Below are 23,206 nucleotides of genomic sequence, written 5' to 3' on the forward strand. Positions count from 1 at the left end.
TTCGTAATGCAACCCTAAGCTGATATTCTATACGAATGAAGACGACTCACATCACAGAGCAGAAATTTGCCGACCTGGGTTTACACCCTAAGGTTTTACAAGGCCTGGAAGCCAAAGGTTTCCACAATTGTACACCGATCCAGGCCCTGGCATTGCCGGTAGTGCTCACCGGCCGAGACATTGCAGGTCAGGCCCAAACTGGTACAGGGAAAACCCTGGCGTTCCTGACTGCGACTTTTAACCATTTGCTGCTGACTCCGCCTGCGGAGGATCGCAAAACTAACCATCCCCGTGCCATCATTATGGCACCTACACGTGAACTGGCAATCCAGATTTACAATGATGCTAAGCCGCTGATTGAAAGCACCGGTCTGACCGCTGGCCTGGCTTACGGTGGTGAAGCCTACGAGAAGCAGCAGAAAACACTGGAAGCAGGTGTAGACATCCTGATCGGTACCTGTGGCCGTATCATCGACTTCTACAAACAGCGCGTTATCGACCTGCGTTCGATCCAGGCTGTTGTACTTGATGAAGCTGACCGTATGTTCGATCTGGGCTTTATCAAAGATATTCGCTTCCTGTTCCGCCGCATGCCAACGCCAAAGGCACGCCTGAACATGCTGTTCTCTGCCACGCTGTCCTACCGCGTGAAAGAACTGGCTTTCGAGCACATGAACAACCCGGAAAGCGTAGTTGTCGAGCCGGAACAAAAAACCGGTCACCGTATCCGTGAAGAGCTGTTCTACCCGTCCAACAAGGACAAGATGCGCCTGCTTCAGACTCTGATTGAAGAAGAATGGCCGGATCGCGCTATCGTGTTTGCCAACACCAAGCACCGCTGCGAAGACATCTGGGCACACTTGGCCGCCGACAACCACCGTGTTGGCCTGCTGACCGGGGATGTACCGCAGAAAAAACGCGTCCGTATCCTGGAGCAGTTCACGCAGGGCGACCTGGATATCCTAGTGGCGACTGATGTGGCAGCCCGTGGCCTGCACATCCCGCAAGTAACCCATGTCTTCAACTACGATCTGCCTGATGATGCCGAGGACTATGTTCACCGTATCGGCCGTACCGGTCGTGCCGGTGCAAGCGGTCACTCTATCAGCTTTGCTTGTGAAGAATACGCCATTAACCTGCCAGCGATCGAAACCTACATTGAGCATGCGATCCCGCATTCCAAGTATGATGCTGATGCTCTGCTAGACGATTTGCCTGCACCGGTAAGTGTACAACGCGCACCACGCCAGGGCGGCAACCGTCGCAGCAACTCATCGCGCCAGGGCCAATCACGCCAGCGTGGCCGCCGTCGTCCGCAGCAACCAAAGCCGCAACAGAAGCAGAAACAGCAATAAATTATGCCTATGGAAAGAACAGTATCTCCCCTGTACGCCGCGATTGATTTAGGCTCAAACAGCTTTCACATGTGGATCGTGAGGGAAATTGCCGGCAGTGTGCAGACACTGGCTAAAATCAAACGCAAAGTCCGACTTGCCGCGGGCCTCAACAGCCAGAACGAGCTGAGTGAGGAAGCCATGCAGCGTGGCTGGGACTGCCTGAGCCTGTTTGCCGAGCGCCTACAGGATATTCCGGCTGATAACATCCGGATTGTCGGCACCGCAGCACTACGTACAGCGGTTAATTCCGATGCTTTTCTTTCCAAGGCCCGGGAAATCCTCGGCCACAGCGTTGAAATCATTCCCGGCGAGGAAGAAGCCCGTATCATCTCCCAGGGTGTAGCCCATACTTCCGGGGGCTGCGGCAAGCGACTGGTCGTGGATATCGGCGGAGCCAGTACTGAAGTCATTATCGGTGAAGGATTTGATACCAGCGCACTGACCAGCCTGAAAATTGGCTGTGTGACCTGGTTGGAACGCTACTTTAAAGATCGCTGCCTGACCGAAGAAAACTTCAATGCGGCCATCAATGCAGCCAAAAGCGCCATTGAACCAATTATTGAAGACTACCTCAAACTGGGCTGGGAAACCTGTGTCGGTGCCAGCGGCACGGTACAGGCCCTGCAAGAAATCATGTTGGCGCAGGGAATGGATGAAATCATTACCCTGCAAAAACTGAAGCGGATGCAGCGCCAGGCCATGCAGTATGAGCGCCTGGAAGATCTGGATATTGAAGGGCTGACCTTAGAGCGAGCCCTGGTATTCCCGAGCGGCCTGTCAATTCTGATCGCCATCTTCGAAAGCCTGGGAATTGAGTCAATGACCCTGGCTGGCGGTGCCCTACGCGAAGGCATGGTCTATGAGATGATGACCCAGATGCGCCACAATGATGTTCGTGAGCGTACCCTGATGAGCCTGCAATCCCGCTTCCTGCTCGACAGCCAGCATGCTGATAACGTCGCCCAAACGGCCCTGTCACTGCTCGACAGCTGTGACCAGTCCTGGCAATTGGAACCACAGGCAAAATATCTGCTCCATGCCAGCGCGTCACTGCATGAAATCGGTACTACCATCGAATTCAAAAAGAGCGGTGAACACGCGGCCTACCTGATCCAAAACAGTGATCTGCCAGGTTACACCCGCGCCCAAAAGCACCTGATCGCCGAGCTGCTGCGTCGTTTCCGCGAACAGCTCACCAGCCTGCCGGAGCAACACGCCCTGTCGGCACACAGCGCCACCCGCCTGCTGCGCCTGCTTCGCCTGGCCGTGATCCTGTGCCATCGCCGCGACCATAACCACCAGCCGTCATTTGCTATCACTGCCGATGACAATACGCTGACCCTAAGCCTGTCGACCAGCTGGCTCAATGCCAACCCGCTAACCAAAGCAGAGCTGCAACAGGAAGCAACCCGCCAGACAGATATGGGCTGGCCACTGATAATTGCCGAAACCGACTAACCCGGCAAAACCACCTATTGCAACAAATTAATGCGATCAAAAAAGGCTCCCCAAGGAGCCTTTTTTATTTTCACGACTGCGCATCTATGGCGCTGGACTTTCATTTCATAGCTAAGAGGGCGCGCAGAGTGGATAAGTATCAATGAGCCCCCCTTATGTTCACGAAGCCCTAATTGGCAATTCAAACGCCGGAATTTAGCCCGGATTCAAAGAGAAAGCGCAGAGTTGATGGTAATCAATGAGCACTTTCGATGCAGAAGCAGGGCTAAATCACCAGTTTGAAAACCAATTAACCAGTGATGCCGGAATGACGAAGCAACGCATCAATCTGCGGCTCTCGACCACGGAAACGCTTGAACAGATCCATCGGCTCCTCACTGCCACCGCGCTCGAGGATGCAATCCAGGAAGTCGGCTCCGGTTTCGGTATTGAAGATCCCATCTTCCTCGAAACGTGAGTAGGCATCGGCTGACAATACTTCTGCCCACAGATAGCTGTAGTAACCGGCACTGTAGCCACCGGCAAAGATGTGGCTGAAGCTGTGCGGGAAACGTCCCCATTCAGGGCTTGGCACTACAGATACGCGCGATTTGATGTCGTGCAGGGTTTCCAGCACCTGGGCTCCGGCTTCCGGATCGTAGTTGGTGTACAGAGTGAAGTCGAACAGGCCGAACTCCAGCTGACGCAGAATCGCCATCGCGGACTGGAAGTTTTTCGCCGCCAGCATCTTATCAAGCATTTCTTTCGGCAGCGGCTCTTCGCTTTCATAATGACCGGAGATAAACGCCAGCGCTTCTTCTTCCCAGCACCAGTTTTCCAGGAACTGGCTTGGCAGCTCAACCGCATCCCACGGCACACCATTGATACCGGATACAGCCGGTGCATCCACTTTGGTCAGCATATGGTGAATACCATGGCCGGTTTCGTGGAACAGGGTAACCACTTCATCATGGGTGAACAGTGCCGGCTTGTCACCGAGCGGTTTGTTGAAGTTACAGGTCAGGTAAGCCACCGGCTTCTGCAGGCTGCCGTCCTGACAGGTACGGCGCACAATGCACTCATCCATCCAGGCCCCGCCGCGTTTATTTTCACGGGCATACAAATCCAGGTAGAAGCTACCGCGCAATTCGCCGTCTTTGTCGAAGATATCGAAGAATTTCACCGACTCATGCCAGGTATCAACACCTTCTCGCTCTTTCACATCCATACCAAACACACGTTTGATCACTTCAAACAGGCCGGATATCACCTTGTGCTCGGGGAAGTAAGGACGCAATTGTTCATCTGAAATGCTGTAACGGTGCTGCTTCAGCTTCTCGGCATAGTAGGCAAAATCCCACGGCTCCAGTGACTCGGCACCGTATTCTTTGGCCGCGTATTCGCGCAGCTCAGCAACTTCGCGCTCACCCTGCGGCTTGGCCCGGGTTGCCAGATCATTCAAAAAGCCCAGTACCTGCTCCGGCGTTTCTGCCATTTTGGTTGCCAGCGACTTTTCACTATACGTGTTAAAGCCCAGCAGGCGAGCAAGCTCGTGGGTCAACTTCAGTTTTTCGGCAATGATATCGGAGTTATCCCACTTGCCGGCATTCGGGCCGCGATCTGAAGCACGGGTCACGAACGCTTCATACATTTCATGGCGAAGCTCACGATTGTCACAGTAAGTCATCACCGGCAGGTATGACGGGATTTCAAGGCTGAACAGGTAACCTTCCACTGATTTTGCCTCAGCGGCGGCTTTGGCAGCCTGCAGTGCAGATTCAGGCAGACCACCCAATTCAGCTTCATCGGTGATCTGTTTGGTCCAGCCCATCGTGGCATCCAGCACATTATTGCTGAACGTTGATGACAGCTCAGACAGACGCTTGCTGATCTCGCCATAGCGCTTCTGCTCAGCCGCAGGCAGGCCGATACCGGACAGCTCGAACTCTTTCAGCGCATCGGTAATGGTTTTCTGCTCCGCCTTACTCAGCGAGCTAAAGCTCTCATCATCTTTGATTGCCTTATAAGCTTCGTACAAGCCTTTGTGCTGGCCAACCCAGGTACCGTAATCCGACAGCAAAGGCAGGCAGCTTTCATATGCCTTACGCAGAGCGTCGCTGTTTTTCACGGCATTGAGATGACCAATAGGCGACCAAATGCGGCTCAAGCGATCATCGCTTTCTGCCAGCGGCGCACAAATCGTTTCCCAACTCGGCGCTGCCTCGTTAGCCAAGACGGCTTCGACTTGTGCACGGCAATCTTCAATCGCCTGCTCCACCGCAGGCTTGACATGTTCAGGCTTGATCTGGGAGAACGGAGGCAGATCCGTCATTGATAGTAATGGGTTCGACATGTGCTAATCCTTAATTCGTTTATCCTTTATTAAATGTGTCTTGCCGCTCGTAAATTCAATCCCTTAACGGGGATTTTGCGAAGGCTTATCCCTATAGTCTAAACGTTGAAAGCGTCTGTTCCGATTAAAGTTCATACCGCTTTCTGGATATTCGCCAGCAATTCGCCATAATATGCCCCCTATCCCAACATTGACTACCTGTAGAGACCGCATTCATGCTGAGCTACCGCCACAGTTTCCATGCCGGCAACCATGCCGACGTGGTAAAGCACATTGTACAAAGCCTGATCCTTGATGCCCTGAAGCAAAAAGAGAAGCCTTTTGTCTACCACGATACCCACTCAGGCGTAGGACGTTACGATCTACAGGACGAGCGCAGCGAAAAAACCGGCGAATTCAAGCAAGGCATTGCCCGTCTGTGGTCCCGGGATGATATTCCGGCAGAAATTGCATCTTACATTGAAGCAATCAAAACCCTGAATGACGGTGACGAGCTGCGCTATTACCCAGGCTCGCCGAAAGTGGCCCGCGCCCAAATCCGCGAGCAAGACCGTATGGTTCTGACCGAGCTGCACCCGGCTGACTTTCCGCTGCTGCTGCAGGAGTTCCGTGGTGACCGCCAGGTGCGTATCTATAAAGAAGATGCGTTTGCCCGTCTGAAAGCCAGCCTGCCACCGAAAGAACGCCGCGGTGTGGTACTGATCGACCCGCCTTACGAACTCAAGCATGAGTACATGGACGTGGTCAAAGCGATCAAAGAAAGCTACAAGCGCTGGGCAACAGGTACTTATGCGATTTGGTATCCGGTGGTTTACCGCGAAAACATCGATAAGATGCTAAAAGGACTGGAAGATCTGGGGATCCGCAAAATCCTGCAAATCGAACTGGGCGTAGAACCAGATACAGAAGAGCGTGGCATGACCGCATCAGGCATGATTGTGATCAACCCGCCATGGAAGCTGGAAAGCCAGATGAAAACTATCCTGCCATGGCTGCAACAGGTAATTGCACCGAACCATGGCCACCACACAGTTGAGTGGGTTGTGCCGGAGTAAGCCGACAGCTTTGCTTAATGCGATTACGTTACCAAGGCGGCCTCTGTGCCGCCTTATTCTTTCCCGCTATTTTAACGTCAATAAGTTATTCCGAATCCGTTTCTGTTTCTCGATCACGCCCACTCGTAAGTCGCCACATTCTTGATTACACTAGGTCGAGCTAAATAAATCGTAAAATAAGCGGAGAAAGTCATGGCTAAGCATTTTGATTACATTTGTATCGGTGGTGGCAGCGGCGGTATTGCATCGGCAAACCGTGCTGCAATGTATGGTGCCAAAGTTGCGCTGATTGAAGCCAAGGCGCTGGGCGGTACATGTGTGAACGTCGGTTGTGTGCCTAAGAAAGTGATGTGGCACGGCGCGCAGATTGCTGAAGCCATGCATCTGTACGCCAAAGATTACGGTTTCGACGTTGATGTGAAAAAGTTCGACTGGAGCAAGCTGGTTGAAAGCCGCGAAGCTTATATTGGTCGTATCCACACCGCCTACAACAATGTATTGGGCAACAACAAAATTGAAGTTATCAATGGCTTTGCCCGCTTTGTCGATGCCAAAACGGTTGAAGTAGACGGCGAGCACTACACCGCCGATCACATCCTGATCGCCGTCGGCGGCGAACCAACAATCCCAGCGATTCCGGGTGCCGAGTACGGTATCGATTCCAACGGCTTCTTCGAGCTCACCGAACAGCCAAAACGCACCGCTGTTATCGGTGCTGGTTACATCGCAGTTGAAATTGCCGGTGTCCTGAATGCCCTGGGTACCGAGACTCACCTGTTCGTCCGTAAAGAGTCGCCGCTGCGCAGCTTCGACCCGATGATCATCGAAACCCTGGTTGAAGTGATGGATGCCGAAGGGCCGACTCTGCACACCCACTCGATTCCAAAAGAGGTGGTTAAAGAAGCTGACGGCTCAATCACCCTTCACTTCGAAAACGGTGAATCCCACAATACCGACGTCCTGATCTGGGCCATTGGCCGTCACCCGACCACAGACAAAATCAACCTTCAGGCGACGGGTGTCGAAACCACTGAGCGCGGTTACATAAAGGTCGACGAATACCAGCAAACCAATATTGAAGGTATCTACTGTGTCGGCGATATCATGGATGGCGGCATTGAGCTGACCCCGGTTGCTGTTAAAGCCGGTCGCCAACTGTCTGAGCGCCTGTTTAACAACAAGCCAGAAGCCAAGATGGACTACAACCTGGTACCGACCGTGGTATTCAGCCACCCGCCAATCGGTACTATCGGCCTGACAGAACCTGAAGCTATTGCCAAGTATGGCGAAGAAAACATCAAAGTGTACAAGTCCGGCTTTACCGCAATGTACACCGCTGTTACCGCCAACCGCCAGCCATGCAAAATGAAGCTGGTTTGCGCCGGACCGGAAGAAACGGTTGTCGGCCTGCACGGTATCGGCTTCACGGTGGATGAAATGATCCAGGGCTTTGGTGTGGCAATGAAGATGGGTGCCACCAAAGCGGATTTCGACAGCGTGGTTGCTATCCACCCAACCGGCTCAGAAGAATTCGTTACTATGAGATAAACTAACGAAAACAAATACAAAGAAGGAGGCATCAGCCTCCTTCTTTTATTTCTGTCTCAGATGACTACTTTTGGGTTTCAGCTCAATCAGAACATAAACGCCAGCTGGGCAGCAACACCATAGTGCTCATCTTCGCCGTACTGACCGGCCAGCTCAAGTCCGAACAAGCCAAACGGGGTCAAGCCCAGACCTGCCGTTACCACATCTTCCGAGTAATCCGTCATACTGTGGCTGTAACCTGCTCTCAGCTGAACCCAGCTCCAGGCATCCAGCTCAACACCCACCCGGGCAAACTGAGTCTCGTAGTCAGCACCGGTAAAGTAGCGTTGCTTATTCAAATCCAAATCCGCTGCCAGCAGGAACCAACCATTGTCATATGCCATACCTGCAGTGTACTTCGGCTCAACCAGGAAAGTCGCTTTGGTGCCCTGAGATACATTGGTATCCAACTCTTGCTCCAGCAGGTTCTTCGCCGCCAGAGCGAATGTCACCGTATTGGCTGGCTTATAAGCCAAACCGACATCGACGTTGAACGTATTTTCTTCATTGCGATCATCTAAATCAAAGTCGTTGTCATCAAACTGGCTGACCTTCGCCAGGTAATTCAATGCCATAACTTTCTGGAACTTAGGTGAAACGCCGATTGACAGGCGATGGCCCTGAAACGGCAGGGCAAATTCTCTTGCCAGGGTGATACCCATATCGACCGTACCGCCAGCCAGTCCCTGCACTGATGATGCTAGGTTGTCCGGATCCGGTGTCACTAGATCGCTTTCAACAATATTGGCCTTAGCCATGCTGGCAACTTGAGCACTCAGGAACAGGTTGGCACTGGCGTAACGGTTCGGCAGCGCCACTGACGCCCCGACACGGGCATCCACTTCCACTTCACCGTTATTCAAAGCCAGTAAAGCCTGTTTCCACTCTTCCAGTGTTTCCAGAGAGGGATTATTACTCAGACGGTCATTGACCTTCTGGAATTCATCAATCTTGTCGTACAGTTCATCGCTATCATGCACGCCTGCCGCAACCATCGGCAGGATCATGCCAAAATCATCGCCTTTGGTGTAATTGGTCGCCATCGCCGGGTTATAGAAGCTGGCCGTCAGGTATTGGGCTGAGGCAACTCCCGTCCCCCCCATTGCACCACCACGTGCGTCCGCTCCGTTAAACATAGCCACTGACGAAAAGGAGATAAAAGGCAGTGCAGCAGCAACTGCCAGAGATAGTCCTTTAAGAGATGTTTTCATAATTATCTTGCTTATCGTTGAAGGTATTCCCGCTATTGAGCGGTCACTTTATAGGCAGAGCAACTGGTCAAACAATAAGCAACAGTGATATTTAATAACACTGTAATCAATAAATGGAATGGCGATCATATATTGCTCTTTGGTGGCTCTCCTATAATGACAGCACTTGAAGTACACATCACTGCATAGGCGCCTTCACACAGAACAAAATGAATAAATACACAAAGAATCAAACAAAGTATTCCAATCGTGGCATAAAAACTGTAATCTTCCACATGCTGATTATGAACGAGCAGTGAATATTTATTCACGAGAGCAGCAAAGCCATTATTACCTCCTCAACTGAAGTAATGAACTAAAGGTCATTTATGCAGGAACAGGCAATTTCCATTTCAACCGGTAACAGAGCCAACTGGCTGATGTTCCTTATTCCTTCACTACTGGGCGTGTTCCTATTTATGGCACCGATCCAGTATCAGGACACCCTGACGATTCCAATTGCCGTATTGGCAAAATCGGTTCAAGGCCTGCTGGACGGTATGCTGACTGCAATCGTCACTTTCGTGATCTCGCTGACTGCCGGAGCATCCATCCTAACCAAACTTTTCAAACCTCGTGCGATTACTGAAAATGGTTTCCTGAACGGCCTGCTGAACCCGAGCCTGCCATGGTTTATCGTCCAGCAACTGGGTGCGGTATTCGTGGTTATGACTTACTTCAAGATTGGCCCGGCCATGATCTATGACGGCGCTACCGGCGGACTGGTACTGAATGACCTGCTTCCTGTGCTGTTTTCTGTATTCCTGTTTGCAGGCCTGTTGCTGCCGCTGCTACTAAACTTCGGTCTGCTGGAGTTTGTCGGTGCGCTATGTACCCGCATCATGCGCCCGATCTTCAATCTGCCTGGCCGCTCAGCGGTGAACTGTATTGCTTCCTGGCTGGGTGACGGTAGTGTCGGCGTTCTGATGACCAGCAAACAATACGAAAGTAAGATTTACACCGAGCGTGAAGCGGCAGTGATCGGTACCACTTTCACCGCAGTTTCTATCACGTTCAGCCTGGTAGTTATCGCCCAAGTTAACCTGGAGCACATGTTTGCCCCGTTCTATCTGACCGTCTGCCTGGCTGGTCTGGCTGCGGCTGTTATCGTTCCGCGCCTGCCGCCACTTTCGTGGAAGAAAGACATCTACATTGATGGTTCAGATCTGGGTAAAGACTGCGAAGCTGTTCCGGCCGGAAAAAGTGTTGCCAGCTTTGGCCTGGAGCAGGCACTGAATAAAGCCAGCGAAGTAACCAGCCTGCGTAATGTAGTTACCGAAGGCATTAAAAATGCGGTTGATATGATTTTCGGCGTGCTGCCGGTGGTGATGGCTATTGGTACGGTTGCCCTGGTAATTGCCGAGAATACCCCAGTATTTGAAATCCTTGGCCTGCCGTTTATTCCATTCCTGGAACTACTACAGCTACCGGAGGCGGCTGAAGCATCGAAGACCATTGTGGTTGGTTTTGCAGATATGTTCCTGCCATCAATTCTGGCATCGGGCATTGAAAGTGACCTGACCCGCTTTGTAATTGCTGCTATGTCGGTTACCCAGCTGATCTACATGTCGGAAATCGGTGCCCTGCTGATCGGCAGCAAAATCCCGGTAAAACCGTGGGAGCTGTTCATGGTTTTCATCCTGCGTACCTTGGTTACCCTACCGGTTATCGCCCTGATGGGTCACCTGTTCTTCTAAGGCAAAGTCGATTCCAAACAAAAGCCAGCAGCTATGCTGGCTTTTTTGTGTCCTTTTCTTGTACGCATATTAATGCATCCATAGTTCCAACTCCGCCCCCTCTTATCAGATAAAATAATAAGCACCACAAGCATTTACGGGCAAATAATAGTCAGAAAACACGGCCAAACCAGTCAAAATCACACGCATTGGGGTGAGCGGTTGCTCACATAACGCAACCTGTTATATATGCATTGCCATTAATAATGGGTGTCAATATTGATAGGTGAATCAATATTGTTAATTAATGAATAAAAAAGCATTAAATAGGAAAAAAATGCACTTTAAATATTCTGTTTTAGCAGCGTCAATGGCGGCGGTTCTATCTGTAACTGGTTGTAATGGTAGCTCATCAGGCAACAACACATCCACCGATGGTAACAAACAACCTGCAACTCTGACGCAAGGCAAGTTCATTGATGCTCCGGTTGAAGGGCTATACTACGTTACCAAGCCAAGCGGTAAATCAGGTTATACTAATCACGAAGGTACCTACGATCTGGCTGAGGGCGATACCATCACCTTCTACCTAGGTGGAGAACACGGCCTGCGTATCGGCAGCACGTCTGCCCGCGCGATCACCTCACCATTTGAAGCGACCGGCAATTACCAGAAGGCCCTTAATCTTGCCCGTATTTTGCAGAGCATGGACAATGCAGATGACGGTGCCATCACCTTGCCAGACAGCATCAAGGCCCCAGGAGCGGCAATGTTAGCCGCCCTGAACGAAGTTCAGTTACATGACATGGCTTCCGCAACGGATCTGAAAAAAGAGCTGAATATCAGTGACTGGGTTTCAGAAGACAAAACACTGGCACACCTGAACAACTCACTTAAAGGCCTGGAACGTGGCAGCAAAGAAGTACTCACTGACTGGCAGCGCGGTTCCGGCAAACTATTCCGCTACATTGATACAACGCTAACCGCTCAAAATAGCCCAACTAGTGAACCTTCACTATATGTTCAGGCTGATAAGACACTGGCTCCTGAGTTGTTCGAAGCAACGCGTGGTATGTCACACTTAACCTTCCGCTTTGATAAAGAGCACTTAGCTGTGCTGAAGGGCTCCAACGACTCAACACTCAGCGAGTCATATGCAAAGTACTACCTCACCTGTAAAGCAGGTAATGCCAGCAATATATTCACCCATCGTGAATCCGGTTTCCATGAATGTAATAGCACGCAAATGGTTACAACTGATAACCAATTTAACCTTGGTAATACCTTTGCCTACAACCTGCTATCACCAGAAGAAGTACAAACTAAAGACGCACAATACCCTTGGGATCTACTTGGATTCGAAGGCGTTTTTAGCTGCATTGCTAACAGCAGCTGTTCCGAAGCATCAATGACAGGCTTTGAAATTGTTGAAGAAGATGACAGTGAAGAGCAAGATGGCTCAGCACTGCAGCGAAACGTTAATTCCAACAGCTATGATGCTGTCACCGGCATTTTCACAACCGTAACGAAGAAAACGATCTTGTCAGGCATGCACAAAGGTCGAGTTTCAGAATCTCTGACCTTTATGTACCCAATCGACGACGCTGAAGCCGAACGCTATGTTGAATTCACAGGAACCTGGAAAGCTATCGAGACCCTCCCAGGTTGTGATGAAGTCGCTGAGTCGACTTACGTCTTTAATGACAAAGGCGCAACAGTAAGTGGAGCAAGGTTTTATGGTGACTGTGCGGTGATGACAGTTATTGCTGAGCCCCTATCCATAAGTTATCAGGAGCTATCAGACATGGACTTCTGGTGGTTTACCACCAACGGCAACGGTAATGATGCTAAAGCGACACTGACCCAGTTGAACACCACTGTTCGCTGGTGTGATGATGACAATTACCAGCCAGGCAAAGCTTGCACAAACATCAAGTACAACCGCTGGGAATACGCGCCGGCAGGTAAGAACTGGGACGAAGGTGTACTGCATCGTCGCACCCTGGATAGCAATGGTAACGTGGTATCAACCATTTCTTTCCAGAAGCAGTAAAACAAAGGCGGCCAATCGGCCGCCTTTCCATTTCTAACTCTTACCTTCCGTTTGGGTAACTCGTCCCTAGCCCTTATAAATCTTCGGGTTAAAGACATCACGTAGCCAGTCACCCAGCAGGTTGATAACCAGCACCAGAGCCACCAGCACCAGACCTGGGAAAGCGGTGATCCACCAGGAACCGGAGAATATATAGTTAAAGCCGATACTGATCAGTGAGCCCAGTGATGGCTGATCGACCGGCAAACCAAGGCCGAGGAAGGACAACGCCGCTTCCGACATAATAGCGTTCGCCACCTGTACGGTTGAAATCACCAAAATCGGAGACAAACAGTTGGGCAGGATATGGCGGAACATTACCCGCGGAGCCTTAAAGCCCATCACCCTTGCCGCTTCCACATACTCTTTCTTCTTCTCAGCCAGCACCGATGCCCGCACGGTTCGTGCATACTGCGGCCATTCGGCAATACCGATGATCACCACCAGCATCACCACCGCATACTGGGCATAAAGCTCCGACCCCAAAGCTGTGCGGAAAATCGCCGAGACAATAATAGCCACCATCATGGTCGAGAACGACAACTGCACATCGGCAAAACGCATCAGGAAGCTGTCTACCCGGCCACCGAAGTAACCAGCACTCAGGCCGATTACCACCCCGAGGATCAACTGCAGCCCTACCGCCAGCAAGCCGATTGTCAGTGACAAGCGCGAACCGTAAAGAATGGTCGAAAAAATGTCACGGCCCTGATCATCCGTACCCAGCAAGAAGCGGCTGTCACCCTCTTCCATCCAGGACGGCGGCAGCTCCGAGTCCATAATATCGATGGTCGACAAATCATACGGATCAGTCGGAGATATCACCGGAGCCAGCAATGCTGAGACCAAAAACACCATAAAGACAGCGAAGCTGGCCATCGCCACTTTGTCTCTAAGGAAGTAATACAGAAAATCTGATTTCTTAAAACGCTCCCAACGGCTCGGAGCGGCTACTGTCGTGTTACTCATGACTTACTCTCCTTTGCCAGTCAGGTTTACAGTCGGGTTAACCAGGCCATACATCAGGTCAACAATAGTATTGGTCACCACAAAAATCAGGCCGACAAAAATAACGTAAGCCGTGATCAACGGGGTATCAACACGGTTAATTGCTTCAAGGAACAGAAAGCCGGTTCCCGGCCACTGGAAAACAGTCTCGGTCAGAATGGTATAAGCCACCATGGTCCCAATCTGCACCCCACCGACCGTCAGCACCGGCAGCATGGTGTTTTTCAGAGCGTGGCGGTAATAAATCTTATTCATTGCCAACCCCTTGGCCTTGGCAAACTTGATGTATTCCGAGCTCAGCACTTCCAGCATTTCCGAGCGCACCAAACGGATAAACAACGGCAACATAATCGACGCCAGTGCAATACAAGGCAGCACTAAATGCTTGAGACCATCGAGGGTGAAAAAGCCCGACTCCCAACCGAGCAGGTTATAAGTCTCGCCCCGGCCATAAGAAGGCAGCCAGCCGAGCTCAATCGAGAATACATACATCAGCATGATCGCGGTCAGGAACACCGGAATAGAAATCCCAACACTACTGAAGGCCATCACGGTTTTGGTAAACAGGTTATTGGGGTGAATCGCACAATAAACCCCGAGCGGTATCGACACGACAATAATGATCAGCGTTGCCCCGAATACCAGCTCTAATGTCGCCACCAGCTTGTCGAGGATCACGTCGACAGCCGGACGCTTGAAGAAATAGGATGTTCCCAGATCCCCTTGTACCGCATTGCTAAGAAAACGGCCGTATTTTGTCAGAAACGGATCGTTCAGACCCAGCTCATCACGCAATTGTTGACGCTCTGCTTCTGATACCGACTGCCCCACCAGCTCACGCAATGGGTCACCCAGGTTATCCTGAATGGCAAACGCCACCAGACTGATCACAAACATCACTATCAGTGCCTGAAACAGGCGCTTGACCAGAAACGTAAACATTCCCTGCCCCTTTTATCTTCCTGAAAATCAGTGCCGGAGATTCCTCCGGCACTGAAGAGCCCAATTCTAAAACCAGGCTCAGTTCCTTATTTCTCTTTTACTACCAAATCGCCGAAGTACGGGAAGTTCATCGCGTTGACGATTGGCTTGATATCCAGCTTGTCGCTGGCACCCCATGCCAGGTTCTGCCAGTGCAGCGGTACAAAGGCAGCCTCGTTATACAGGGTGGCTTCCACTTGCTGCAGCATCTTGGCACGCTTGGCCGGATCGGTTTCGACATTCGACGCTTCGACCAGTTTGTCGACTTCCGGGTTCGAGTAGTGACCACAGTTATACTGGCCCTTACCGGTTTCTTCGTTACGGGTCATGGTCAGGAACTCAGAGAAATTCGCCGAATCTTCCGTATCCGAGTGCCAGCCAATCATCATCATGTCGGCAGCACAAACATCAAACTCAGGCCAGTACTGAGCCTTAGGCAATGTCTTCAAATCCACCTTGATGCCGATTTTCGACAGCATCGCCGCAGCAGCCTGCGCCACTTTGGCATCGTTTACATAACGGTTGTTCGGCGCCATCATCGTCAGGGTAAAGCCCTTCTCATAGCCGGCTTCTTTCATTAGCTGCTTGGCTTTTTTCAGATCATAACGCGGTACCAGCTCCTCGCTGTAACCAGAGTAGCCCGATGGTCCCTGCTGGCCGGCAGCCGTAGCAAAGCCCTTCATGATCTTCTTAACGATGCCTTCGTTATTGATGGCATGAACAATTGCTTGGCGAACACGGACATCTTTCAGCGCTTCATTGCTGTTCTGGTTCATCTGGAAGGTAATGATACGAGTACCCGGCAACGTCACCAGATCGATACCTTTTGCCTGCTTCACACGCTTGTGGTCGTTAGGTGCAACCGGAGCAATCATATCGACACCGCCGGACAGCAGTGCAGCTACCCGGGTTGCATCTTCTTTGATCGGCACCAGCGTCAGCTTGTCAACATTACCTTTAGAGCCCTTATCCCAGTAGTCTTTAAAGCGCTCAAATTCCACCTTCACGCCCTGCTCACGCGCCGTCACGATAAACGGACCGGTACCGGAAACATGGGTTGAGGCGTAAGAATTACCGTGCTTAACCAGCTCAGCCTTGTCTTTGCCGTCTGCTGTCTTGCCGGTATAGAACTTACTGTCCATCGGGAAAATGTAGGTCGCGGTCTGCAGTACCAGCGGATAAGGACCTTTGGAGATCAAATCAACCGTGTAATCATTAACTTTCTTCAGCTCGGTATACGGTTCGAAAATCGCCTTAAAATCCGGAGAGTCTTTCAGGCGCTTGAACGTCCAGACCACATCATCGGCAGTCATGGTATTGCCAGAATGGAACTTCACGCCTTTGCGTAGCTTAAAACGGAAGGTCTTATCATCAACACGCTCCCAGCTTGCAGCCAAACGCGGCTCAAAATCCAATTCCTGGGTGTAACGAACCAGCGGGTCAAAAACCATGTGAGACATTTGCAGCGTACCGCCAGACAGCTGCTCATGGGGATCAAGCGAGACCGGATCGGCATCATAAGCCACTTTGATATCGGCAGCGAGGGCACTAAAGCTCAGGCCCGCGGCCATTAAAGCGACTGCCAGCTTGGTCTTAACTGTTTTCATTGCATAGCTCCTTTATGCGTCGGGAGATAACTCCCTGCTGTTGTGTTTGCTTGTTTTGGTTATTCGGATACCTCTCCCGGCCTTTTTCTTCAGGTAAAGCACATTACTTGAGCTAAAGAAAAACCGGGGATTAAGCTAACTTCAATCCTTCCTGGCTCATGCCTTTGAATTCAGGCATCAGCGAAATCAGTTGTTTGCTGTATTCATGCTGCGGCGCGGTGAACAGCTGCTCGGTCGGAGCCACCTCCAGCAAGGTTCCCATCTGCATCACCCCAATACGGTCACACATCTGGCGGATCACAGGCAGGTCATGGCTGATAAACAACATGGTCAGGTTCAGCTCATCCTGCAGATCTTTCAGCAGGTTCAGGATTTGCGCCTGAACCGATACATCAAGCGCTGATGTCGGCTCATCACAAATCAGCAAGCGGGGGCGGGTCGCCAGGGCGCGAGCAATCGAAATACGCTGGCGCTGACCACCGGAAAATTCATGTGGATACTTCACCCCGGAAGCCCGGCCTAAACCGACATGATCCAGCAAGTCTCCCACGATTTGGCGGGTCTGGGCTTCGTTATCGGTCAGCTTGTGGAAACGGATCGGCTCTGCAATGATGTCAGCGATTTTCATCCGCGGGTTCATTGATGAGTAAGGATTCTGGAACACCATCTGCATCTGGCGGCGCAGCGGTCGGCGCTCAGCCTCATTCTTGAGAGCAGTCAGGTCGATACCCTCGAATACCACCTGACCGGAATCCGGTGGATAAAGGCCGGCGATCACCCGGGCAATAGTCGACTTACCGGAGCCGGACTCACCCACCAGGCCAAAGGTTTCACCTTCGTAAATTTCAAAGCTGACATGATTCGACGCCTGGACGTATTCGCGGCGGCTCTCAAAAAACGAATCTTTAGTGACAAAGCGCAGATTGACATCTTTGACCTGCAACAATGCCCCGGAATAACTGCGCTGATCTTCACTCTGCCCCAGCCAGTGATTTTTCACATCCAGCTGAGTCATTTCCTGAGCTTCCTCAATATAACTCACCAGCGGGAACCGCTTGAGCTTAATATCGGAGCGGGGAACGGCAGAAATCAGGCTCTGGGTGTAAGGGTGATCGGGATGGCTCAGTACCTTTTGGGTCGGACCGATTTCAACCAGATCACCACGGTACATCACCGCCACACGATCGGTGACGTTAGAAACCACCCCCATGTCGTGGGTGACCAGCATACAGCCGACGTTTTTCTGGACACACAAATCACGGATAAGATTGAGGATTTGATCCTGAATAGACACATCCAGTGCAGTTGTCGGCTCATCGGCGATGATGAGATCCGGCTCACCAGCCAGGGCAATCGCAATCACCACCCGCTGGCGCATACCACCGGAAAACTGGTGTGGATACTGCCTGATACGTACTTTGGGCTGAGGAATACCGACCTGCTCCATCAAGCTAAGGGCACGGTTAAAAGCCTCTTCTTTGCTGACCCCGAGGTTGGTGATGATGGTCTCAGTCAACTGCTGCTCAACAGTAAACAGCGGATTAAGTGAGGTCATCGGATCCTGGAAAATAAAACCGATTTTCGATCCGCGGACCTTTCTCATCTGCTCCGGCGAAAGGCCGGAAATTTGCTCGCCGTCGAGATACACATCACCGCTGGCAATCCGCCCCGGCGGACTCAGCAGATCAATAACCGCGTTCCCAACGGTTGATTTACCGGCGCCGGACTCACCAACGACGCCGACTATTTCGCCGCGCTCGATCGAGAACGACAGCGATTTCACCGCAGCGTGTACCCCATGACGAGACGGGTATTCGATGCGGAGATTTTTCACTTCTAATAATGCCATTACCAGACCCCAACTGCTTGGCAGTGTTCTGCCCTGTCTGAAAACTGAATCCTTTCATAATCAGCATAATTTGCTGAATAAATGTTCAGCACACAATCTGTCAAATATTTCACACAAAATCAACAAAATAAAGTAAAAAACCAGAAAACCGAATAAAACTCGAATAAACAGTCATAAAGCAGAACGCATAACAAAGCACACCAAACGGAACTTCGAATGCAAAACTGGCTATAAGTATTAGCCAGGCCGGAACAACACGCTATAAAAATGGTTATAAGTTATTATTCCAAAAGTGATGAGCTCGCATAAATAGTCAAAACACCCAGAACTCACATTAACATTTGATAAACAAAGCTCGGTGATAAATCAAATCTACAGTTTGATCGGTTGGACTATAGCGATATTTACCAAACAGAAATCTAAATTTAGGTACATCTTGCAGTGAATAACACTAACAAAATTAATGGGTGTCATTGGCAGTTCGCTGAGACTGGTAGATTGGGGTTCGGTGGAAAAACCTGAGCATCCGGATTGGCATTAAAAACAGCAGAAAGAAGATAGAAATGGCATTGAAAATACATTAACAGCCGCGAAAACACTGTAAATCTATAAAGTTATAAAATCCGCAGATAGAAGAAAGAAGGGAAAGAACAGGCATAAAAAAACCAGCTCGAAAGCCAGGGGGTCATGTAGTGGTCGGCGAAAGGGATTCGAACGGGGCGGCCTTCCGCACCCGGCCTGATGCACTTCCTTACCAGTTTGCAGGCATAAAAAAACCCTAGCTCGAAAGCTAGGGTTTCATGTAGTGGTCGGTGAAGAGGGATTCGAACCCCCGACCCTCTGGTCCCAAACCAGATGCGCTACCAAACTGCGCTATTCACCGACTTGTTGCTTCGGCGTACCGAAGTCTTTAAATAATGGGGTGGCTAACGAGATTCGAACTCGCGACAACCGGAATCACAATCCGGGACTCTACCAACTGAGCTATAGCCACCATTGTTAGTGGTCGGTGAAGAGGGATTCGAACCCCCGACCCTCTGGTCCCAAACCAGATGCGCTACCAAACTGCGCTATTCACCGACAAATTCTGTTGAGGTTTTCACCCCGAGATACTGATATTATAATCAATACCCTAAAATATGGGGTGGCTAACGAGATTCGAACTCGCGACAACCGGAATCACAATCCGGGACTCTACCAACTGAGCTATAGCCACCAAAATATATTGCCTGCCGACATTGTTCCATGTTTCCGGAATGGCGCGCCCGAAAGGATTCGAACCTTCGACCTTTGGCTCCGGAGGCCAACGCTCTATCCAGCTGAGCTACGGGCGCTTCGCCCTATCGGCGGAGGTGAATATTACGGATCACACTGCCCCTCGTAAAGTCTTTTTTTTAATTTTTTTCTCGTTCGCTGCAAATATAGGCAAATATCTGTTGATTAGTATCATACAAATACAGCCACCTAGTTTATCACTGCTAACTTAGCGGATATAATCACTTTGTTTTTACAATTTAAACATTCTGTAAATATTCACTGCCTTGTCTCAACAGTTACATAAATAACAACGCAAACCGATGACTGTGGCAATCGCATTAACATCTGGAAGTGTAAGGTGAGCTCAATGGAACTATCTCTTCGACAACTTATGGTAGCCGCGGTAGCAGCAATGACGTTTGCCGGCTCCGCCATGGCCGCTGATATGTCAGACGAAGCTATTGCAGAAAGAATCAAACCTGTCGGCTCGGTCTACCTCGAAGGCGATGCCCCGGCAACAGCCGCTGTAGCAACAGGCCCTCGCAGTGGTGATACCGTTTATAACACCTTTTGTTCCGCCTGCCATGGTGCCGGCGTGATGGGCGCACCGAAAATTGGTAATGCCGGAGACTGGGCACCGCGTATCGCGCAAGGTAAAGATATTATGACCGACCACGCCATCAACGGCTTTAACGCCATGCCAGCCAAGGGCTCATGTATGGACTGTAGCGATGATGAAATCATTGCTGCGATCGATCATATGATTGAAGGGCTGTAAGCGAGAAAAACTAAACTAAAGGGGTGATGCCAACGCATCACCCCTTTTATGTATTTAAAACTCGTGCCTCATCTCTCTCGGTACTCTGTCATTATTTTTTAAACATCGCCCGGATATTGGCAATGTGAGCCTGGCCTTTCTGCATTCGCTCCTGCTGGGTCATCGGCTTTTTATCCGCTTCCCACGCCAAATCATCCTGCGGCAACTCGTACAGGAACCGACTTGGTTCCGGCTTTAGCAGTTCACCAAACTGACGGCGCTCCTTACATAAGGTAAAGGTCAGCTCTTTCTGGGCTCGGGTGATCCCCACATAAGCCAATCGGCGCTCTTCCTCGACATTGTCTTCATCGATACTGGTCTGATGCGGCAGGATCCCCTCTTCCGCCCCGATCAGGTACACATACGGGAACTCCAGACCTTTGGATGCATGCAGAGTCATCAGCTGAACCTGATCGGCATCATCGTCATCTTCGCCACGCTCCATCATGTCGCGCAACGTCAGGCGTTGTACCACTTCTTTCAGTGTCTTCACTTCCTGATCATAGTTGTCACCTTCAAGGTCAGCGGTGATCCAGCTATACAGATCAGAAACGTTCTTCATCCGCATCTCGGCCGCTTTCGGGCTTGCAGAGGTTTCATAGAGCCAGTCTTCGTAGTTGATATCACGGATCAGCTGGCGCACAGCCGCCACGGTATCACCGCGCTCAGCATTATCCGACAACTCGACTATCCAGCGAGTAAAGCGCTGCAAAGATTCCAGACCGCGGCCACTGAGGTGCTGCTCTAGTCCAAGCTCAAAGCTGGCTGCAAACAGGCTCTTGCCGCGCATGTTGGCATAAGTCCCCAGCTTCTCCAGTGTCACCGGACCGATTTCACGGCGCGGAGTATTCACAATACGCAGGAACGCATTGTCATCATCCACATTGGTCAGCAAGCGCAGGTAAGCCATGATGTCTTTGATTTCCGCCCGAGCAAAGAAAGAGGTGCCGCCGGAAATCTTGTACGGGATCCGGTTTTGCATCAGTGCCTTTTCAATCAGGCGTGACTGGTGGTTCCCCCGGTACAGCACGGCATAATCTTTATAGGCTGTGTTGTTCAGGAAACGGTGAGCGATCAGTTCACCAACCACTTTCTCGGCCTCATGGTCTTCATTCTTGGCAGTGATCACTTTCAGCAGCTCACCGTCTGGAATTTCCGAGAACAGGGCCTTGTCAAACAAGTGCGGGTTATTGGCGATCAGGATGTTGGCGGTACGCAGAATACGGCTGGTCGAGCGGTAATTCTGCTCCAGCTTGATCACTTTCAGGCTCGGGAAATCTTTGTTCAGCAAAGCCAGGTTTTCCGGCTGAGCACCACGCCAGGAGTAAATCGACTGATCATCATCGCCAACCACGGTAAAGCGAGAGCGCTCACCCACCAGCAACTTCACAAACAGGTATTGGCTGGTGTTGGTATCCTGATACTCATCCACCAGCAGGTAACGAATACGGTTCTGCCAGCGCTGGCGCACTTCCTGGTTATCACGTAGCAGCAACACCGGCATCAGGATCAGATCATCAAAATCCAGCGCGTTATAGGCTTTCATCTGCTTCTGATACATGTCGTAACAGTGAGCAAATAACTGGTCACGCTCTGATTTGGCATAAGCCGCCGCTTCACCCGGCGACAACATGTCGTTCTTCCAGTTGGAAATCGTCGACAGCAACTGCTTGAGCAAATCTTTGTCGCCTTCAAGTTCCGTTTCTGTCAGCTCCTTGAGCAACGCCATCTGATCCTGGTCATCAAACAAAGAGAAACTGGCCTTCAGCCCCAGCGCCTTATATTCCCTGCGGATAATGTTCAGGCCAAGGGTGTGGAAGGTCGACACCATCAGCCCCTTAGCTTCCTGGCGTCCCAGCGTCTGGCCGACACGCTCTTTCATCTCGCGGGCCGCCTTGTTGGTAAAGGTCAGCGCCGCAATGTTACGCGCCTTGTAATCACACTGCTGAACCAGATACGCAATCTTGTTGGTGATCACCCTGGTTTTGCCTGAACCGGCTCCGGCCAGCACTAAACATGGCCCAGATACATATTTTACCGCTTCAGTTTGCCTTGGGTTCAGTTTCATCAGCGTATCCTGTGTCGTATTTGATCATCTAGAGGTCAGCAGGCGCATTGTAGCGAGTTATCGCCGCTTGTCTATCAGACCTGATGATACGCAAACAAAGCAGTCAGCAGTAAGAAAATACTTGCATAACAACTTTTGCTGCCTAGAATAATGAATGAACATTCATTCATTATCTTTTTTTACATTTGTGGCCTCTATGAATGACAAAAAAACACGCATCCTGAAAGCAACGGAAAAGCTATTGGCGATATACGGCTTCCACGGCCTGTCAATGCAGATGGTTGCTAAAGAAGCCGGCGTAGCGGCAGGGACGATTTATCGCTACTTCGAAGATAAAGACGATCTCCTCCATCAGCTGTATGACCATATTTTGAACCATGTGGCGAACAAAGTGACTCAGAATGTGTCAGATGACATGCCTCTAAAAGATCGCTTCCGAACTATGTGGCTCAACATCTGGAATATGGCAAACCAAGAAGATGCCCCGCTGATTAACCGTGGTCAGTTTGAAAACCTGCCCCGCCGTAACGGAACGGAACAACGTCAGATGGAGCAGAAACTGTTTGCCAAAGTTAACCAGCTGTTTGATGAGGGAAAGGCCAGCGGCCTATTCAAACAACTCGATAATGAAATTTTAAGTGTATTAAGCCTTGAGCCGAGCGCATGCCTGGCTCGTAAACACATCAACGGTGTCTTCAGAGTCGACGAAACCAGCCGCGAAGCGGCAATCGACGCCTGCTGGGATGCCATAACACAGCATTAACGTTAGTAA

15 protein-coding genes and 5 tRNA genes are annotated in these 23,206 nt (G+C 50.8%); 8 read left to right on the forward strand and 12 right to left on the reverse strand.

Annotated elements, in window-relative coordinates; genetic code table 11:
* Positions 1–35: 35 nt before the first annotated feature.
* Together rhlB and gppA are read left to right on the forward strand one after the other, a co-directional pair.
* Positions 36–1,355 (forward strand): ATP-dependent RNA helicase RhlB, encoded by a 1,320-nt coding sequence (gene rhlB / locus C942_RS19960; protein WP_007469613.1) that lies wholly within the window; start codon positions 36–38, stop codon positions 1,353–1,355.
* Positions 1,356–1,364: 9 nt separating this feature from the next.
* The gene (gene gppA, locus C942_RS19965; protein ID WP_036801292.1) at positions 1,365–2,855 is read left to right on the forward strand and encodes a guanosine-5'-triphosphate,3'-diphosphate diphosphatase; all 1,491 of its coding nucleotides are present in this window, start codon (positions 1,365–1,367) and stop codon (positions 2,853–2,855) included.
* A 289-nt stretch (positions 2,856–3,144) separates the two neighbouring features.
* On the opposite strand, the gene prlC is transcribed toward gppA, so the two are convergent.
* Positions 3,145–5,187: an oligopeptidase A gene (gene prlC, locus C942_RS19970; RefSeq protein ID WP_007469616.1), complete on the reverse strand. Its 2,043-nt coding sequence runs from the start codon at positions 5,185–5,187 to the stop codon at positions 3,145–3,147.
* 215 nt (positions 5,188–5,402) lie between these two features.
* On the opposite strand from prlC, the gene C942_RS19975 reads away from it, so the two are divergent.
* Positions 5,403–6,242, forward strand: a complete 840-nt coding sequence (locus C942_RS19975) for a 23S rRNA (adenine(2030)-N(6))-methyltransferase RlmJ (RefSeq protein ID WP_007469618.1) — start codon at positions 5,403–5,405, stop codon at positions 6,240–6,242.
* A 192-nt stretch (positions 6,243–6,434) separates the two neighbouring features.
* Positions 6,435–7,790, forward strand: coding sequence for a glutathione-disulfide reductase (gene gorA, locus C942_RS19980; protein WP_007469620.1), 1,356 nt, complete (start codon positions 6,435–6,437; stop codon positions 7,788–7,790).
* An 86-nt stretch (positions 7,791–7,876) separates the two neighbouring features.
* On the opposite strand, the gene traF is transcribed toward gorA, so the two are convergent.
* Positions 7,877–9,040, reverse strand: coding sequence for a conjugal transfer protein TraF (gene traF, locus C942_RS19985; protein ID WP_007469622.1), 1,164 nt, complete (start codon positions 9,038–9,040; stop codon positions 7,877–7,879).
* A gap of 368 nt (positions 9,041–9,408) precedes the next feature.
* On the opposite strand from traF, the gene C942_RS19990 reads away from it, so the two are divergent.
* Both C942_RS19990 and C942_RS19995 read left to right on the forward strand, forming a co-directional pair.
* Positions 9,409–10,776 (forward strand): YjiH family protein, encoded by a 1,368-nt coding sequence (locus tag C942_RS19990; RefSeq protein ID WP_007469624.1) that lies wholly within the window; start codon positions 9,409–9,411, stop codon positions 10,774–10,776.
* A 316-nt stretch (positions 10,777–11,092) separates the two neighbouring features.
* Positions 11,093–12,808: a hypothetical protein gene (locus tag C942_RS19995; protein ID WP_007469626.1), complete on the forward strand. Its 1,716-nt coding sequence runs from the start codon at positions 11,093–11,095 to the stop codon at positions 12,806–12,808.
* A 66-nt stretch (positions 12,809–12,874) separates the two neighbouring features.
* Here C942_RS19995 and C942_RS20000 read toward each other — a convergent pair whose 3' ends face one another.
* The 9 genes from C942_RS20000 to C942_RS20040 all read right to left on the reverse strand — a co-directional run bounded on the left by C942_RS20000 (position 12,875) and on the right by C942_RS20040 (position 19,626).
* Positions 12,875–13,816, reverse strand: coding sequence for an ABC transporter permease (locus C942_RS20000; RefSeq protein ID WP_007469628.1), 942 nt, complete (start codon positions 13,814–13,816; stop codon positions 12,875–12,877).
* 3 nt (positions 13,817–13,819) lie between these two features.
* A complete protein-coding gene (locus C942_RS20005) occupies positions 13,820–14,797 on the reverse strand; it encodes an ABC transporter permease (protein WP_007469631.1) in 978 nt (325 codons plus the stop codon).
* 86 nt (positions 14,798–14,883) lie between these two features.
* Positions 14,884–16,443 (reverse strand): ABC transporter substrate-binding protein, encoded by a 1,560-nt coding sequence (locus C942_RS20010; RefSeq protein WP_007469634.1) that lies wholly within the window; start codon positions 16,441–16,443, stop codon positions 14,884–14,886.
* Positions 16,444–16,573: 130 nt separating this feature from the next.
* Positions 16,574–18,292 carry an ABC transporter ATP-binding protein gene (locus C942_RS20015; RefSeq protein WP_007469635.1) on the reverse strand — a complete coding sequence of 573 codons (1,719 nt, stop codon included), beginning with the start codon at positions 18,290–18,292 and terminating at the stop codon, positions 16,574–16,576.
* Positions 18,293–19,098: 806 nt separating this feature from the next.
* Positions 19,099–19,175, reverse strand: a tRNA-Pro gene (locus tag C942_RS20020).
* A gap of 35 nt (positions 19,176–19,210) precedes the next feature.
* Positions 19,211–19,286, reverse strand: a tRNA-His gene (locus tag C942_RS20025).
* Between the two features lie 9 nt (positions 19,287–19,295).
* A tRNA-Pro gene (locus C942_RS20030) sits at positions 19,296–19,372 on the reverse strand.
* Between the two features lie 60 nt (positions 19,373–19,432).
* Positions 19,433–19,508, reverse strand: a tRNA-His gene (locus C942_RS20035).
* 41 nt (positions 19,509–19,549) lie between these two features.
* Positions 19,550–19,626 (reverse strand) — tRNA-Arg (locus C942_RS20040).
* A 290-nt stretch (positions 19,627–19,916) separates the two neighbouring features.
* Between C942_RS20040 and C942_RS20045 the strand changes: the two genes are divergently transcribed.
* A complete protein-coding gene (locus tag C942_RS20045) occupies positions 19,917–20,327 on the forward strand; it encodes a c-type cytochrome (RefSeq protein ID WP_007469638.1) in 411 nt (136 codons plus the stop codon).
* A gap of 91 nt (positions 20,328–20,418) precedes the next feature.
* Here the strand turns inward: C942_RS20045 and rep are convergent, their stop codons facing one another.
* Positions 20,419–22,434, reverse strand: coding sequence for a DNA helicase Rep (rep, locus tag C942_RS20050; RefSeq protein WP_007469640.1), 2,016 nt, complete (start codon positions 22,432–22,434; stop codon positions 20,419–20,421).
* A gap of 196 nt (positions 22,435–22,630) precedes the next feature.
* On the opposite strand from rep, the gene C942_RS20055 reads away from it, so the two are divergent.
* Positions 22,631–23,197, forward strand: coding sequence for a TetR/AcrR family transcriptional regulator (locus C942_RS20055; protein WP_007469642.1), 567 nt, complete (start codon positions 22,631–22,633; stop codon positions 23,195–23,197).
* Positions 23,198–23,206 lie beyond the last annotated feature (9 nt).

This window comes from Photobacterium marinum (assembly GCF_000331515.1).
In the GTDB taxonomy this organism is placed as follows: Bacteria; Pseudomonadota; Gammaproteobacteria; order Enterobacterales; family Vibrionaceae; genus Photobacterium; species Photobacterium marinum.